This window comes from Myroides sp. TSA_177.3 (genome assembly GCF_052691955.1).
This window is the reverse complement of record NZ_JBQZGD010000009.1, coordinates 26,887-43,303: the sequence shown is the minus strand read 5'-3', so window position 1 is coordinate 43,303 and position 16,417 is coordinate 26,887. Positions and strand designations below refer to the sequence as shown.

General features: G+C 35.7%; 18 protein-coding genes. 10 read left to right on the top strand and 8 right to left on the bottom strand.

Annotation, left to right across the window (positions count from 1 at the left end; all coding sequences use genetic code 11):
- Complete coding sequence (locus ACUTSE_RS10230) at positions 1–612, bottom strand: hypothetical protein (RefSeq protein WP_445640158.1); 612 nt, start codon at positions 610–612, stop codon at positions 1–3.
- Between the two features lie 743 nt (positions 613–1,355).
- Here ACUTSE_RS10230 and ACUTSE_RS10225 point away from each other — a divergent pair.
- The 5 genes from ACUTSE_RS10225 to ACUTSE_RS10205 all read left to right on the top strand — a co-directional run bounded on the left by ACUTSE_RS10225 (position 1,356) and on the right by ACUTSE_RS10205 (position 5,652).
- Positions 1,356–1,967: a hypothetical protein gene (locus ACUTSE_RS10225; protein ID WP_445640157.1), complete on the top strand. Its 612-nt coding sequence runs from the start codon at positions 1,356–1,358 to the stop codon at positions 1,965–1,967.
- A gap of 99 nt (positions 1,968–2,066) precedes the next feature.
- Positions 2,067–2,870 carry a DNA alkylation repair protein gene (locus ACUTSE_RS10220; RefSeq protein ID WP_445640156.1) on the top strand — a complete coding sequence of 268 codons (804 nt, stop codon included), beginning with the start codon at positions 2,067–2,069 and terminating at the stop codon, positions 2,868–2,870.
- A 598-nt stretch (positions 2,871–3,468) separates the two neighbouring features.
- Complete coding sequence (locus ACUTSE_RS10215) at positions 3,469–4,596, top strand: FAD-dependent monooxygenase (RefSeq protein ID WP_445640155.1); 1,128 nt, start codon at positions 3,469–3,471, stop codon at positions 4,594–4,596.
- An 87-nt stretch (positions 4,597–4,683) separates the two neighbouring features.
- The gene (locus ACUTSE_RS10210; protein ID WP_445640154.1) at positions 4,684–4,911 is read left to right on the top strand and encodes a hypothetical protein; all 228 of its coding nucleotides are present in this window, start codon (positions 4,684–4,686) and stop codon (positions 4,909–4,911) included.
- A 72-nt stretch (positions 4,912–4,983) separates the two neighbouring features.
- The gene (locus tag ACUTSE_RS10205; RefSeq protein WP_445640153.1) at positions 4,984–5,652 is read left to right on the top strand and encodes a DUF6304 family protein; all 669 of its coding nucleotides are present in this window, start codon (positions 4,984–4,986) and stop codon (positions 5,650–5,652) included.
- 66 nt (positions 5,653–5,718) lie between these two features.
- Here the strand turns inward: ACUTSE_RS10205 and ACUTSE_RS10200 are convergent, their stop codons facing one another.
- Complete coding sequence (locus ACUTSE_RS10200; protein ID WP_445640152.1) at positions 5,719–6,999, bottom strand: aminotransferase class I/II-fold pyridoxal phosphate-dependent enzyme; 1,281 nt, start codon at positions 6,997–6,999, stop codon at positions 5,719–5,721.
- Positions 7,000–7,569: 570 nt separating this feature from the next.
- Here ACUTSE_RS10200 and ACUTSE_RS10195 point away from each other — a divergent pair.
- Both ACUTSE_RS10195 and ACUTSE_RS10190 read left to right on the top strand, forming a co-directional pair.
- The gene (locus ACUTSE_RS10195) at positions 7,570–8,031 is read left to right on the top strand and encodes a hypothetical protein (RefSeq protein ID WP_445640151.1); all 462 of its coding nucleotides are present in this window, start codon (positions 7,570–7,572) and stop codon (positions 8,029–8,031) included.
- Between the two features lie 871 nt (positions 8,032–8,902).
- Complete coding sequence (locus tag ACUTSE_RS10190) at positions 8,903–9,778, top strand: helix-turn-helix domain-containing protein (protein ID WP_002991487.1); 876 nt, start codon at positions 8,903–8,905, stop codon at positions 9,776–9,778.
- Between the two features lie 63 nt (positions 9,779–9,841).
- Here ACUTSE_RS10190 and ACUTSE_RS10185 read toward each other — a convergent pair whose 3' ends face one another.
- Genes ACUTSE_RS10185 through ACUTSE_RS10170 form a run of 4 tightly spaced genes read right to left on the bottom strand, consistent with a single transcriptional unit; the run spans position 9,842 to position 11,920 of the window.
- Complete coding sequence (locus ACUTSE_RS10185; protein WP_445640150.1) at positions 9,842–10,192, bottom strand: 4Fe-4S dicluster domain-containing protein; 351 nt, start codon at positions 10,190–10,192, stop codon at positions 9,842–9,844.
- Between the two features lie 4 nt (positions 10,193–10,196).
- Positions 10,197–10,733, bottom strand: coding sequence for an NADPH-dependent FMN reductase (locus tag ACUTSE_RS10180; RefSeq protein ID WP_115089878.1), 537 nt, complete (start codon positions 10,731–10,733; stop codon positions 10,197–10,199).
- Between the two features lie 11 nt (positions 10,734–10,744).
- Complete coding sequence (locus ACUTSE_RS10175) at positions 10,745–11,242, bottom strand: DUF2480 family protein (RefSeq protein WP_445640149.1); 498 nt, start codon at positions 11,240–11,242, stop codon at positions 10,745–10,747.
- A gap of 54 nt (positions 11,243–11,296) precedes the next feature.
- Positions 11,297–11,920 carry a superoxide dismutase gene (locus ACUTSE_RS10170; protein ID WP_445640148.1) on the bottom strand — a complete coding sequence of 208 codons (624 nt, stop codon included), beginning with the start codon at positions 11,918–11,920 and terminating at the stop codon, positions 11,297–11,299.
- Positions 11,921–12,113: 193 nt separating this feature from the next.
- Here ACUTSE_RS10170 and ACUTSE_RS10165 point away from each other — a divergent pair, with 193 nt between their 5' ends.
- Positions 12,114–12,740 (top strand): helix-turn-helix transcriptional regulator, encoded by a 627-nt coding sequence (locus ACUTSE_RS10165; protein WP_445640147.1) that lies wholly within the window; start codon positions 12,114–12,116, stop codon positions 12,738–12,740.
- Positions 12,741–12,855: 115 nt separating this feature from the next.
- The gene (locus tag ACUTSE_RS10160) at positions 12,856–13,623 is read left to right on the top strand and encodes a methyltransferase domain-containing protein (RefSeq protein WP_445640146.1); all 768 of its coding nucleotides are present in this window, start codon (positions 12,856–12,858) and stop codon (positions 13,621–13,623) included.
- 48 nt (positions 13,624–13,671) lie between these two features.
- Here the strand turns inward: ACUTSE_RS10160 and ACUTSE_RS10155 are convergent, their stop codons facing one another.
- Both ACUTSE_RS10155 and ACUTSE_RS10150 read right to left on the bottom strand, forming a co-directional pair.
- Positions 13,672–14,142 carry a hypothetical protein gene (locus ACUTSE_RS10155; protein ID WP_445640145.1) on the bottom strand — a complete coding sequence of 157 codons (471 nt, stop codon included), beginning with the start codon at positions 14,140–14,142 and terminating at the stop codon, positions 13,672–13,674.
- A 40-nt stretch (positions 14,143–14,182) separates the two neighbouring features.
- On the bottom strand, positions 14,183–14,890 hold the full coding sequence (locus ACUTSE_RS10150; protein WP_445640144.1) for an SMI1/KNR4 family protein: 708 nt from the start codon (positions 14,888–14,890) through the stop codon (positions 14,183–14,185).
- Positions 14,891–15,100: 210 nt separating this feature from the next.
- On the opposite strand from ACUTSE_RS10150, the gene ACUTSE_RS10145 reads away from it, so the two are divergent.
- Positions 15,101–15,676 carry a lipocalin family protein gene (locus ACUTSE_RS10145; protein ID WP_445640143.1) on the top strand — a complete coding sequence of 192 codons (576 nt, stop codon included), beginning with the start codon at positions 15,101–15,103 and terminating at the stop codon, positions 15,674–15,676.
- Positions 15,677–16,417 lie beyond the last annotated feature (741 nt).

Sequence of the window (16,417 nt, the reverse complement as noted above, 5' to 3'; positions counted from 1 at the left end):
CTAAATTTTCCACAAAAGCACCTGTTCGTATAGCGCAAATTGAGTTTGAACAAACGAAGGTTTAAATGGAGGAATAGGCTTACATGTATTCAGAAAGCTATCCATTTGATTAAGCTGAGTTAATATCAAATCAGGTTGATTGTTATTTGCTGCTAAATTCACTTGAATTGGAGTATTGTCTTCAAAATCCTCATTGGGAATCCAAAACATGTGGAAAAGATCAGGTGCTGATAAAATGCCGTCACGGATGGTCTTATCAGACCAATTGTTGATGCGATCTTCTGCCTCTGCTTTCAATACAGGACCTTTAATTGCTGCATTTAATTTTGTTCCAATACAGCTGTGTAGTTCACAAGGAATAGCCATTTCATCTGTAAATGATGAAGGTATGTCGAAAGAACTTGGTATAAAATGCATGTAAATGCTTTCTTCATAAAATCCCATATACACATGAATATCGTCTGTGTCTACAATACCTCTTAAAAAATAAAAGGTACTAAATCCCATATCTGCTATTTCAATTAATTCCTTGCGGTCAGAAGAGAAATTCGCCCAATTGATTATACTTTCGTATACCCAATGTAATTGTGTTGTTTTCTGTGAATCGTTCATAAAAATGGTTTTAATTTAAAATGTTTTAAATAAAATGTTTTTATAATAAGCGAATGATGATTTGAGATTGTGAATCAAATATAAGTGATTTTTTGTGATAATTTTAGGGTGGTTTTGGTAAAAAAATCTAAATCTATTTTTAATAGGCTGTTTTTTTTGTTAAAAAAATTTATTTTATATGAATAAAGTGAACTAAGTTTAATGTATTTAAATTAAACTATAATTTTATTTGTGTGAATTTTGATGTTAAATGTTAATAGAAAAAGAAAAAAATACTATACCAATAGGGTATAATTGTTCTTGGGATTTTGAGGTCGAAATGAAGTTGAAATAGCTATGTAATTAGGAAGTGGTTGATATTGAGATTGGTAGGGGGTGGAGCATTGCTTTTATAAATAAAGAAGGGAAAACCCTGTTTTTTAAAATAGGGGGTTTTCCATGGTATAAATTCGAAGACTAACGTATACTTTTGTTTCAGATGTAAAAGAGATAAGCGAAAATAAGATGATGAGCTAGTATAAGTATTGCTTATGCTAGAAATGAGAGTGTTTATATTTCAACGAATAAAAAGTCCCCACAACAATTTTTAATATCTTAAATTGAAAACGCTATAGTATTCTGCTAGAGCGTTTTTTTTATGTTTATAGGGTGGGAAAAAAATAATTTTTATATCCGTTTGTTGTAGATAAAATAAAAGCATAACTTTCTATTTCTCTATCACATCTATACTAATTGAATCAGTAATGAGAAAATACTATGTACCCGGAATGATTACCTTGTTCTTGTTGCCGATTTTAGGTTTTGTATATTTGAAAAATAGCCTTGCTGAGCGTGATTATAGAGGTATTGTGACTTCCATAGAAGATAAAGATGAATTTGGTTGTCAGGATGAATTATATCAACCTTTTAAAAACGTAGTGATGGAATCTTATTTCTTTCGTGGAGATTCTAACAAGGATAGACTTTCATTGAGTAAAGCAAAAGAAAAAATAGAAAAAATAGTTTTAGAAAAAGACGAAAATAGTGGTTTGGTTCTTCATTTTTCTTCTATTTCTTATGGAATGTATATTGAAATACTAGACCTTATGGTTACTAGTAGAGGAGAAACATTTGTTTATGCCGATAGTATTAAGTTTATCTATGATAGGAACTATGAACAAAAACAACAAGATTTAATGGAGTTAGAATTGTTTCATAAACAATTTAATTATGAAAATGGTGTAGAAGATAAGTCAGATGATAAAGTAGCTTTAGTCCTATATCGAATGGGAAATTATGTATACGCGATAGGATTTTTATTTTTAGTTCTTGTTTTTTGCTGTTTGTATGTGAGGTATATCGACAAAAAGCAATAGGTGATAAAGGCAAAAGGGGATAGGGGATAAAATTATGCGGTATTGTCAGAATGGAAAAAGATACTAATCTTTGTTTTAAGAATTTGAAACTAGCATGTAATGGATCAGATAAAGAGAAAAGGGTCGAAAACCATACAAAGTATTCCCCCTGAAATTTTAGAACAATTGAATCAAGGGAAAATAGAAACCGCTAATTTAGTGGAATGGTTGGCAATTGATATGGTGGAGCTGCTAACGACCTTGTTGAAAGAATGCGATAAAACATCTTATTTAGCACCAACATTACAAGCGTTAGAGGCATTAAAAAAGCCGACAATTACTTTAAAGAATGCCACTATAGGTCAAGCTTTATTAGCTGAAGCTACCAAAGCAGGTGATCAAGATCTTTTTGACTTTTTGAGTCAACATCCTGCGGATATGGCACGTTGCTGGGCTACGTATATGGTGGGGCATAATGCTGCTTTGAGTCCTACAGCTCAATTGAAGGCTATTCAGGTATTTGCTGCAGATACACATTTTGGGGTTCGCGAGACCGCCTGGATGGCAGTACGCCCAACTATTATTTCGAATCTTGATCTTAGTTTAGAACTACTCACACCGTGGACCTTGCATGCGGATGCGAATATTCGACGATTTGCAACGGAATCTACACGTCCTAGAGGGGTGTGGTGCGCTCATATTGATGTGCTAAAATCAACTCCCGAATTGGCTTTGCCAATTTTAGAAAACTTGCGTAATGACCCTGCTAAATATGTTCAGGATAGTGTTGGAAACTGGTTGAATGATGCCAGTAAAACCCAACCCGATTTTGTGCGAAATTTATGTGATACTTGGCTTGTAGAAAGCAATACAAAAGCTACGGCTTATATTGTGAAAAAAGCACTAAGAACGGTTAATGGTTGAAGGTTGTGAGGCGATGAGGGGGTGAGATTGGTGAGGTTTGTGCTTTGTGAGGTTTGTACTTTGTGAGGTTTGTGCTTTGTGAGGTTTGTACTTTGTGAGGTTTGTACTTTGTGAGGTTTGTACTTTGTGAGGTTTGTACTTTGTGAGGTTTGTACTTTGTGAGGTTTGTGCTTTGTACTTTGTGAGGTTTGTGCTTTGTGAGGTTTACTTGGCAATCTCATCATCTCGGGGCCAGTAATTCCGTTCATTCACTCCGCTCTGTATGCCCCCCTGACGAAGGAAGGGGCGCATCCGTTACTCAACGACAGTAATTCCGTTCAGTCACTCCGCTCTGTATGTCCTGACGAAGGAAGGGTCGCATCCGTTACTCAACGCCAGTAATTCCGTTCAGTATTAGGTGAGCGCGGGATGTGACCCTTCGTTGCCTCAGGGTGACATGCCGCACGTGATAAGCGGAATGTATTGTGTTTTTGTACTTTGTGAGGTTTACTTGGCACTCTCACCACCTCACCAATCTCACCACCTCACCCATACCCCCTAACTCCTAACCCAAATTACCCTATCTTTGCCTAATTAAATCAAAAAATCACTTTCACGTATGCAAGTAGCTATAGTTGGTGCAGGGATAGCGGGATTAACGCTGGCAATTGCTTTGAAAAAGGCGGGTATTTCATTTGTTGTGTATGAAGCTACTGCTCAAATTAAACCTGTGGGAGCGGGTATTGCGATTGCAAATAATGCGATGCAGGTCTATCGTCATTTGGGAATTGCGGATCAACTCAATGCGAAGGGAATTCGCATTTCTACCGTGATGCTGACGGATTTAGATTTACGTATTTTAGATCAAACGCCACTTGCTTTTTTTGAACAAAAATATCAACTAGCAAATATTGCGATTCACCGCAGTGCTTTGCATCGTGTTTTACTGGATGCGGTTGGAGAGGAGGACATTCAGCTCAATAAGCGTTTGCAACAAATTACGCAGCATACAGCTGGTGGGTATACGCTTCATTTTACTGATGAAACAGCGGTTGATCACGAGTTTGTGATTGGAACAGACGGTTTGCGATCGCAAGTACGACAGTGGTTATTTGGCGATTACCCTTTGCGGGATGCACATCAGGTGTGTTGGCGTGGGGTGCTGTCTTTTGACCTCCCTCAAGCCTATGAGCATGTGGCTGTAGAAAGTTGGGGAAAAGGAAAGCGAATGGGATTTGTTAAACTAACCAATCAACAGGTCTACTGGTATTTTCTAGTAGATGAAGAATTGTATCAAAAAGAAGCGCATTTAGAATCACATTTAGGTGAATGCCCTAGCTGGGTTAAACAAATGATTCAACAGACACCCAAAGAAACAATTCACCTGGATAAAATATACGACCTTAAACCCTTTGAAGGGTGGTATAAAGAAAAAGCCTGTCTGATTGGAGATGCTGCTCATGCTACAACGCCCAATTTAGGGCAAGGTGCTTGTCAAGCTATAGAGGATGTCTACGTCATTAGTAAACTCTTGGAAAAATATACGTTAGAGGAAGCCCTGCAACAATTTCCAGCTATTCGCCAAGCCAAAGCCCATGCAATTGTTAGAGAAAGTTGGGCTTTAGGAAAAGTGGCACAATGGAAAAATCCTTTTTTTGTTGCTTTGCGCAATATCTCTTTTCGCCTTTTACCCGCTTGGATGAAGAAGAAACAAATGAAAAAAATGTTCGAATTACATCAGGTATAAGGTTTCTGTTCGTTGAAATATCCATAAATTTAGGGGTAACACAAGCTGTTAATTATACTTATTTTTAGCACTAAATTAGGTTACAATATGAATTGGAATATTCAACAATTATTTTTAGCTGAGAAACTCTCTCCTGTATATGCGGATATTTTGCATTCATTTCGCCAATTTTATGTGATTCAGTTGTCCAATGGTGATGATGTGGAGTTTTATTCGGCAGATAAATTAGTAGAGCCTTTTAATCAAGGATTACAATTGCATCAAGCGATTTCACAGTTTTTCCTTGATAGTGCTGTACTGGCAAAAGATGAATAACGAATTTATATATCAATGAAAGAAGCATTAGAGATATATAAACCAATGAAAAATAAGCACTAGTAGACGATTATGCCAATTTATCACGGAAAATTTAGCAATAAAACAGGAACATATTCGGTAGCTGTATACAATGATTACCGTAGTTTTTACTTTCAAATCGGCGCATTTAAATTCCAAGGATTCGATTTAGATGCGTTTGAATTGTGCAATCCAGAAGATTTTACAACAACGGAGTTGGAACAGTTTGACCTTGTTACTCGTCAGGTTCGAGAAGAAGTATACCTAGATTTGACACAGTATCAGTTATCACTTCAAATTCCTCAAATTTTGATTGATAGCCAAACGGAGAAAGAAAAAGAAGTGATGATGGAACTTCATTTCGAATTGATGCATCAAGAAGAATACGCTCTTCTTACCTTTCAATTAGACGAGAAGAAGTATGAAGCTAAGCATAGTTTGATGGAATTGCTTTTAGACGATATACAACGTCAATTTGAAGGAAACTATCGATTTAAGAATTGTTATGGCTGTTTGTATGGCGATTATTCCGTTTATGGACAAGGATTTATGGGCCCTGTTTTGTGTTTTAGAAATCAAAAGGAAGCCTATTTAGAAGTACAAAATAAAAGCGACTATATGAAGTTAGAAAAGCAGGATGCTACACAGCAAGAACTCTTCTGCTGCGAGTCGTACGCTTGTAGAGATCGTGTTTTAGGCTATAGAGGAACTGTGTTATGAAATATAGTATAGTATTGTAACATAGATAAAAAAACAGCCCCTTTTAAATAAGGAGCTGTCGTTTTTTTATACTGCAGTTTGCTCATGTTTTTTGAGCTGTAATTTATTGCTAATGTATTCAAATACATTTAGTGCTTTGTCTAAGTGTTCTTTGGTATGTGTGGCCATCAAACTCATGCGGATGCGTGAATCTTTTAAGGATACCGCTGGGTACATGATGGGATTGGTATAAACGCCATTTTCAAGTAATAGTTTACCAACTTGGCTGTTTACATATACATCTCCGATTTTAACAGGAATAATCGCTGAATCTGTAGCACCAATTTCTAACCCAATGTCAAGTAATCCTTTTTTGTAGTATTCTACATTGCTCCAGAGTTGTTTTTGCCAGTGAGGCTCTTCATCAATCAGTTCAATTGCGCGAGTCACTCCAACGATGGCTGGAGTTGCTGCTGCAGAAAAAGCATATTGCCTCGATTGAAACTGAAGGTAGGAAATCAGATCCGGATTATTCGCTACAAGATAGCCTCCTACATTGGCAAAGGTTTTACTAAACGTTCCGGTAATAATATCCACTTGATCCAATACATCATGGTATTCCATGGCACCGCGCCCTGTTTTTCCTAATACCCCGATTCCATGTGCATCATCTACTAATAGCACACCACCATATTTTTTAGTGAGCTCAAGAATTTCTTTGAGTTTGGCTACATCGCCATCTTGGGAATACACGCCATCAATAATGACCATTTTAGTGCGGTAGGTGTGTTGAGAGGAAGCTAAAATACGCTCTAAGGCTTCTGTATTGTTGTGTAAGAATCGCTTGACAGTAGTGCCAGCAATTCCTTCATATACACTGGCATGAACCGCCATATCCACAATAGCAATGTCTTCTTTCTTCAACAAGCAAAGTAGAGATGCACTGTTTGACGTGTACCCTGTGGTATATACTATAGAAGAACCTTTTGGGCGCTTGAAAAAGGCAGAAATTTTATCTTCTAGTTCTTGGTGGTAATCTATATAACCACCAATCAAAGGAGAGGCTCCTGCTCCTGTACCGTATTTTTCTATGCCATTAATTACTGCTTTTTTGATTTCAGGATGTTGAGTAAATCCTAAATAATCGTTGCAAACAAAACTAATGTAATCTCCTCTTTTGATGTAACCATCTTCTTCTAATCCAATTTCAGGGCCACAGCCAGAAGTAGCTAGTAAGCGATAGTTCATGAATTCGTTTTCACGAAGGTAGTTGAGATATCCTTCGTGGGCGTTTGCTCTTTGGTAAATGTCTAGGTCGGGGATGTTTTCAAAATCTTTGAAACTTGCTTTAGTAAAGTCTATATTCATACCGTATTTATTAATAGGTTAACACCTATAAAAATAGATTAATTTCCTTTGTTGGAGAAATAATTTTGTCTTTTTAATCGCAAGCTGAAGGTTGTTTAAGGTGAGAGTGGTGTTGTATAATGATTTATTGCGATGTATTGTATTAGGGTAACGTGATCAAAAAAGAGTAGTAGTAAACAAAAAAGTGCACGATAAAAGTATAGAATAGGGTTGAAATCAAATTTTTAAAGTTTGAAATTGATGAAAACCAGTTATTTTATATCGATATCAAGTAGTCTGATAAAAAATGTTTGTGATTTATTTTGTCCGTTTTACCTGAAAAATGAGAGATTTAACTCTTTTTTTTGATGTTTTCGTTCGCTCCTAATGATTTCTCTTTCTGTTTAATAGCCTGAAATCATATTGTTAAATAGTTAATGTTAAGTGAATATTGTTTGAAAGTTGTTAGTATCTCGTTTAATTTGGTGTATACTTTTTAGTGTTACGGGGTATACACTGAAGAATGTTTTTTATCAACTATTATTTTGCCTTACTAACAAAATAAAAATTGAAAATAAAACAGACAGTATTATGAAAAAGAGCATAATTGCAGGAGCATTTGCGTTACTAACTTCTTTAGCAAGTGCACAAACAAAGATTAGCAGTACAAGTATTGCTGTTAATTTAGGAGGAGTGGTGTCTTTAGTTTATGACGATGCTTCCGTTTTAGGACTAAGAGACAGTCAATGGAAACAAATCAGAGCGTACCAACGGGATTATGAAAATCAATATAGTCATTGGGCGAGTTCTAGTCGCTACAATGAGTCAGAACTCAATCGAAAAAGAGATCAGCTGTATCGAGAAGTACGAATCAAAATAGGAGATATCCTGACCATTGAACAACAAGAGAAATGGAATGATAACGTATATGTATATACCCATTATCATCCGTATGATCACAAAAAAGACCACCATTACCACAAGAGTAATAAGTACAAAAACAAACACAAACACAAGAAAAAAAATAAACACAAACACGACCATTGTGATTAGTACTAGAAAACGCCTACTTGGCGTTTTTTTAAGTAACTAGGACTGGAAAAGCTATTGTGTGCAAATTTTTGCAGTTTCAAAGCCTTTCATGTTACGTACCATACTTCTTTGTCGTAATATCCCTTTTTTATTCGTTAATCGATACTTCTGTGAGAGGGAGGTACTTTTATATTTGTTAAAGTAACAGCGATAGGATATCACAGTTGCTCAATCATCCCATGTTATGGTTACCAAGTAACAGGAAGAAATAGAATAAATAAAGCCACATAAAAGATAAGAGAGTTAGTGGGGACTACTATACTAAAGGAGTTTAGTGTAAGCTTATCTTTACGGCTTTGCGGCCAAGTGGCTTTATTATTTAAATAAAAGAACAAAACAACAAGACAATTTTTTTAGTATAATCCTACTGTAGGATTTAAAATGAAACAGAAAATCCCTTCAAAAAGCACTCAAAACAACGAGTGCTTTTTGCATTGCACGATTTTAATGTAAACGTATTATAGATTTTAGGTAAAATAAGAAAAGATATTGCGCTTAGGTTTCAGCTTAAATGCAACATCGTATAAACAGACGAGGGGGGATGTTATTTCTTAGTTTTATTTTGATTTTATTTGTATTTTTTTTGTTAAAAATATTGAACGTTGTTTAGTGTAAATAATGTTTAATTTATATTTGTGGCATAAAATTGATTTTTTGTTTCTATTTTATTGGGTAATTTGATTTTTATTTACATAATGTTTTATGTTAATATGCGTGTATGTATAGTTTAAATTCAGTTTTATATCCTAGTATTATTTCAATTTTACTTTGTTTTGTTTTTTCAAATTAAAGCCTAAAAACAAGGGTTTAACGATGAAAGAAAGACAGTATTATGAAAATACCTTTAGAGCCGTTTATGCATCGGTCCTCTAGTAGACTTTATATAAATAGCGAAAATTTAGATAAAGTCTTGGAGCTAAGAAAAGATTTTATTTTTACCCCTCATGAGCTTAGTTTTTTTAGTATTCATTTGTTTACTGAAGGAGAAGGTATTTTAGATGTTGATTTTAGTCCAATAAAGGTAGTCGAAAAAGAAGTTTTAGTCCTTTTTAAAAATCAAGTGGTGGAGTGGAAAGAGCCCTTGAACTACAAGGCAAAGATTTTAATTTTTACAGAAGATTTTTTTTGTATTGATGAAATGCACTTTCAGTTTTTTTATACTTCAACTATATTCAAGCACTTAGGGAAATGTAAAAGTATTGCTATACACAATCACTTTGATGAACTAGTCTTGTTGTTTGATATCATAAACCAAGAATTAGAAAAACCTTATTATCCAAAGCAACAGTATGTGCTGAATAATTATTTGTTTAATATTTTGATTTTTTTGGAACGTGCATTGAATCAAAATGCCGTGGAAGAAAAGTTGACCGTATCGCATGAGAAATTGATTGTTGCTAAATTTAAAGATTTAGTCAATCGAAAACTGAATAAGAGTTACAGTGTCAAGATGTATGCAGAAGAGTTGAATTTAGGATTGAGAACCATTGAATATGCCTTTCAGAAAATTGAAAATACAACCCCTTATAAGTGGATTTGTAAGCGGATGGTTATGGAAATCAGTAGGTGTTTGTTGTATAAAGATCTTCCTGTCAATGTTATTTCGTATCAATTGGGTTTTAAAGAAGCCAATCATTTATCTGTTTTTTTTAAAAAGCAAACGGGGTTTACTCCATTGGAGTATAAAAGCAAGTATTCCAAAGAGTAGAGATTTCTAGTACCATATAAAATAAGCCTATTCTCATAAAAAGATAGGCTTATTGCTTGGCATTTATTGCTGTTGTAAAAAAGAAAAACGCTGTAGTAAGACTTCCTCACTTTCTTCGTGATCTGGGTCGTCAATACAACAATCCACAGGGCAAACTGCTGCGCATTGTGGTTCTCCAAAGTGACCTTTACATTCGGTACATTTACCTGGAACAATATAGTAGATATCATCCGCTATGCTATCTTGGAATTCATCTGCATCAATTTCTGTTCCATCGGGTAATGTTATATTTCCTCTTAGTGCGGTTCCTTCTTTGTAGCGCCAGTCATCTGATCCTTCGTATATTGCGTTATTTGGGCATTCTGGTTCACAGGCCCCGCAATTGATACATTGGTCCGTTATCATGGTTGCCATACTGCTATTGTTTTTTAGTGATGAGCTGTAAAAGGGTACGGAAGCGTTCTTGGTATTTTGGATTGATGGAACCGTTTTCCGTATAGAGTTCGCTTCGTTGAATGGCTACGCTATAAGGAGCAGGCCATGCTCTTAACGCTTTTGCAACGGCATCCATGGCATTGATTCCTTGCATAGCTTGAACACCATCTGCCCAGCATACCAAGCCCACTGTTTTTCCTGTTAAATACGGATTGGGAGATTTGGCACTGATTTCCAGCCAATCGAAGCAATTTTTCATTGCACCCGTCATACTTCCGTGATAAAGTGGCGTAAGCCAAAGGTGAATATCTGCTTCGCGAAACTGCAAATTCATTAGTTCTACTGCATTGGGTGTTCGCGTGGATGTAATATCAAAAAGAGGAATGCCTGATTCAGCTATTTTAAATACCGAAGTTTCGATTCCAAGGGTTGTGAGTTCATCACTTAAATATTGAGATAAGCGCTCAGAAGTAGAGTCTGCTCTTCGTTCCAAGGCGCCTGTAAAAATGAGGGCTTTCATGAGTTGAGGTATTATTTAAAAATTACTTTAGGCATTCCAATTTCCCCATAGAGTAGTGATTTTACAAGGGGTTTTAATTTTTTGGATGCCACCATATAAAGAGAAGGGGGGACTTCTGGATTAGCTCGTACCACTACTTTTTGGTTGTGATAGTCTGCCGTGTCTGCCTGTTGTACGTTAGATTCCCATAATTCAAGTTTAAGAGCATCGGGTGTACAAAACTTAAAAACAGTTGTTTCGCTGTATAATTTATCGGCAATAACCATATAGACCCATTGGGGAATAATCGCATCAACAGAGCAATAAACAGCTACTGCTTTATCGCGATAACAAGAAAAATCAACCTGAGCAACGGCAGTTCTAAATTCTTTTTCTTTGATAATCATTTCCATGTATAGCAGTGGTTTAAGATCAAATCCAACTACTTCGATGGAGGGTTCATACATCATGAGGTCGAAAGCAATGATGCCTGTAGCGGCTACTTTATTTACGATTGTATCTGTTGCCATGGGAATTGAGATTAAAAAGCAGCCTTGCGTATGACCACAAGGCTACTGGTGTTATTATAGATTTGCAAGTGCTGTAAGGTAGTGTTGCTCAACAAGCGACCAGTCCAATACAGACCAAAAAGCATCTAGATAATCTGCTCTTTTGTTTTGGTATTTAAGGTAGTACGCATGTTCCCATACATCAACACCTAAAATAGGGTATCCTTGGTTTGCCCCGTTGGTATCCATCAAGGGATTATCTTGATTTGGCGTTCCAGTAACCGCTAAGGTACCATCTGCTTTTACAAATAACCACGCCCATCCTGAACCGAATTGGCCCAATCCTACTTTTTTAATTTCTTCTTTTAAGCTTTCAAGACTTCCAAACGTTTGTACAATCACCTCCGCTAGTTTTCCTTTTGGTGCTAGTTGAGCAGTAGGAGATAGAATACTCCAGAACAAGGTATGGTTGAAATGACCTCCTCCGTTGTTTCTCACTGCTGGAGCATATGTACTGATGTTTCCTAAGATTTCTTCGATGCTCTTATTTTCATTCGGTGTTCCTGCAAGTGCATTATTTAAATTGTCCACATACGCTTGGTGATGCTTACTGTGGTGAATCGTCATTGTTTCTTGATCAAAATGTGGCTCTAATGCATCGTATGCATAAGCAAGAGCCGGTAAATTAAAATTACTCATGGTTTGTGTTTTGAATTAAACGCTAGAACAAAAGTAGTAGTAATTTTTAATTAAACAAGTTTTTACTTGTTTAATTAAAAATACAGCTGAAGGAGTTAATCTTCGGTAATTCAATTCATATAGGGGATCTGTACGTTACTGGAAAAAAAAGAATACCTTTGTTCGTGTAATAAAACAATATTTTATTTGGTAAATGAAAAAGAGTTCAACAGACCGAATTTTGATGCAATTGAAAATGCGAGGGGAAGTGATAGCCGCTGATCTTGCGGATCAATTGGAAATTACAAAAGAAGGCGCCCGCTTGCAACTACAGAAACTTTTGAAAGAAGGCTTGGTGTCCGCTGCGTTTAAAAGTGAGGGTGTTGGGCGACCAATTGCATATTATAGCCTTACGGATCAAGGGTTAGCTAAATTCCCAGATACACATGCCCAAGTTACAGTTGAAATGATTGAGGCTGTAAGGAAACTCTTCGGAGAGAATGCGTTGGATTTATTGATTGCAGATCGAGAAAAGAAAGTGTATCAACACTATGAAACGGTGATTGGTCAGCCAAATTCGATAGAGGAAGTACTAAATCGTTTAGTGAAAATACGAACGCAAGAAGGGTATATGGCGGAATGGCAAAAAGAGGAAGATGGCAGCTATATTTTTATAGAAAATCATTGTCCTATTTGTGCGGCTGCAACCGTGTGCCAAGGGTTTTGCCGCAGTGAGTTGAACAACTTTAGACAATTAATGGGAAGCGATTTTCAGGTTGAACGCATTCAATATATTATTTCAGGTGCTCATCGTTGTACATATCGAATCACAAAAAAATAATTTTCCTACCCAATTATTTCCAAATTCACATAAAGCCCTCTGTGTTTTTACCAAATTAAAGGTTCAATTGTCAATGAGATAGCGTAGCTTTAATTATCATTTAAAAGCACATACTATGCCGTGGAATCCAACCCAATACAACAAGTTTAAAGACGTTCGTTTTTTGCCTTTTTTCGATTTAAGTAAAGAGATTCAAGAAACGAGTATCCTAAAAGCGGTCGATTTAGGCTGTGGAACGGGAGAGCAAACCGCCCTATTAACGGAAAAATGGGAGCAGGCCCATTTTACAGGGATCGACTCTTCGGTAGAAATGCTTGCAAAAGCAGAACCCCTACAGTCTGAGAGGCTTACTTTTAAACAACAGACAATTGAAGAATTCGCTTCAACACCAGAGACTTGGGATTTAATTTTTAGCAATGCTGCCCTGCAATGGTCAGATAATCATGCCATATTATTTCCACAGCTGATTTCAAAATTGAATCCAGGCGGACAATTTGCTGTGCAAATGCCCTGTCAATCAGAAAATATACTCAACAAATTGCTGTATGAACTTGCAGATTCAGAACCTTTTAAAACGCAATTAAAAGGGTGGAATAGACCTTCTCCTGTTTTGAGTTTGGATGGTTATGCTCAAATTATGTTTGATCAAGGGTTGCGTCAATTAAACCTCTCTCAACGGGTTTATCCTATCATTGCGCCAGATCATCATACCTTGTTTGAATTTATTTCAGGTTCTGCTTTAATTCCTTATATGGAACGACTAAAAGAAGCGGATAAGACTGCTTTTACAACCGCTTTTCAGGCAAAAATAGCGCAAACTTTCACACAATTACCCGCTTTATACGCATTTAAGCGAATACTGTTGTATGGAATAAAAGAATGATGCAGCTACTAAGAGCATGTGGTTCTTTTGTATAAATAGAACGGAGGATTAAAACTTGGTATTCAACGGAATATTAAATCGGATGGAAGTCGTAAATCCTTTGATTGGGCGGTAATCTGTTTTATCCGCAAGAGGAAATCCATACCCCAAATCGATTTCAAAAAAGGTAAATAGCGAGAGTCCTACTTTTGGACTTACAGTATAAGGGGTGAGTTCAGCTCGACCAAAAAATCCAATATAATACATCTCTGAATAGTAGGTCGCAGCTAGTTCAGGAATAAGCGCGTACTTGTTTTGAATCCAAGTGAAGTTCGCTGTAGCATCTAGTTTGATGATATGATCGGTGTTGAAGCTAGATGCATAGTAAATCCCTGTTTTAAGGATGCTTCCCTTTTGATATTGATAACTAACGGAAGGTCCTATAAAATGCTCCTGGGCTTGAAGCTGCGCTGTATTGCATAAAAATAAAGCAAGTAGGAGTCCAATTATTTTTATTGTCTGCTGTTTGTTCGTGGTCATAGTAGAATAAAGAGATTTTGGTTTTATCTCTTGCTTTTTATTAAACGGTATAGTCAAAGGTTTTGTTGAGGTGTTCGAAATTAATTTCGCGTTGTAAGATCGCCTCAACTTCATCAAAAGTTGTGAGTCCTTCTGCTTCTTGTTTGCCACCATTAGGTAATTGATAGGTGTAAGTAACCAAATCTCTATTGTAGATTTCTTCTAATAGTTGGATTTGTCGATCGGTTAAATAAGGACGATGGGTGCGTAATTGCTGTTGTAAATTGCGCTTGATTTCCTCTTCTTCCTCTTCAAATACCATTGCATAATCGTCAATCTCTCGGGTTGCTTCTAGTAATTGTCTAAAAATAAAATCTTGTAAGTTCTTTGCCAGTACTTCTGCTTCACAATCATCATGAGGGAAGAAAGTAATGGGAATATCCTCTCCATTTTGCAAGTCATATTGAAAAACATATAAATCGCCTGCACCATTTTTTGCAAAAGGAATGAATTGGTACGAAGCTGCAATTTCATAAACCTCACGATCTTTTATTTCTGCAATCCCAGCCTTGTATGCAATGGGATCCCAAATTTCAATGTCCTCACCAAAAAGCAAGAGTGGAGGGTTTAATTTGAGTTTCGGAAAAGTAATTTCTGCCCAATGCATTCCCGTCGGACCTAAATCCAACATACCTTCAGCGTATAGTTTGGTATAGAGTTCCGGGTATTGGATTCCTAATTCTTGTTCAAGTTCACGTAATGCAGTCATAGGGAAGTATGGATTTATTTTTTTATGTTTTTCTAAAGGTAAAAGTACCCATTTGTTTAGATATAAACATCCCTAAAATTGGGGGTTTTCTTTTTTGTAAAGGAAGGAAGAAAAAGGTTTTAGGAGAAAATAAAACGTTATTTAAAATAATTCTAATTAATATTGGTTGCTGTTTTTGAATTTTTTATATTTGAAAGAAACGAAATACTTATGACTGTATCTACATATTATCAAAGAGGTTTATTGCTCTTATTTTCTTTTTTTCTACTTTCTTGTGGCGGACGTTCCATACCAGAGAAAGCACAAGCGGTGGACAATTTTGAAGTCGAGCGTTATTTGGGTACCTGGTATGAAATTGCGCGGTTTGACTTTTATTTTGAACGAGATCTAGACAGTACTACAGCGCAGTATAGTTTGACTGAAGATGGAAATGTCAAGGTGGTCAATCGTGGTTTTCACGTTAAGGACAACGAATGGCAACAAGCAGAAGGGGTTGCTAAATTTAGAGGAGATAAGAAGATCGCTGAACTTGAAGTTAGCTTTTTTGGTCCTATTTATTCCGGTTACAATGTAATAGCCTTAGATCCAGAATATCAATATGCGCTAGTTGCAGGGAAAAACCTAGATTATCTTTGGATATTGTCCCGAGAAAAAACCATACCAGAAGCAATTAAGCAGCAGTATCTCGCCTTGGCTCAAGAGGTAGGTTATGATATTTCTCGTTTCATTTGGGTTAACCACGACAAAGAAGATCAAGCATCTTCACCAAAAGAATCCCATCCATAAGGGCATCCATAAAGAAAAAGAGTGATGCAATAAAACAATTAAATTTCTCAGTAAAGTACAGTTTCGTACTAAAAAAACAAGTGTTATTTATCGAAAAATAAAAGTAATAAAACCAAAATGGCCAGCTATACCTATAGTTGGCCATTTTGGTTAAGATCTGTTGTATGATACTTAAACAGATAACAGCAGTAAGTTCATCTCGCTGATTCACAATATGTCGCATGTTAAGATTGTCTTAGGTTAACTTTATTTTTAATGTATATTAAAGTATAGAATAGTAGTTTATTTAGGTTAAATTCCGTTTAATTGGTCGTTATTTTTTAAAAATAAGTGGATATAAATATTTTTTTTAATTTAATTACTGAATATAGTATTGTTTATTTAAAAAAATAACAGAAATTAGATGTCTGTTAAATTGTTTTTTAATTATATTAAAATAAACTTAAAAGGTTAAAGATTTGTCCGAAGTAGGAACGTACATTTTTTTTAAAATAAACGAGTTAAGTTCATGTAATTTTAAAATGATAAAATAAAAGTATCAGTAAGAAAATGGGAAGTATTTAAGGGGAAAATACTTTTTTATGCTAGTAATGGCAAGCTCTTCTTGATGCAGCTATAACACCAATAAAGGAGAAATAAAATTGAATGTAGAATAAAAAATCTTTTTTGTTTAAATAAAAAATACATAAATATTTGATTTTTGGCATTGTATTTGGAGTGTTAACAGTATTAACGAAAATA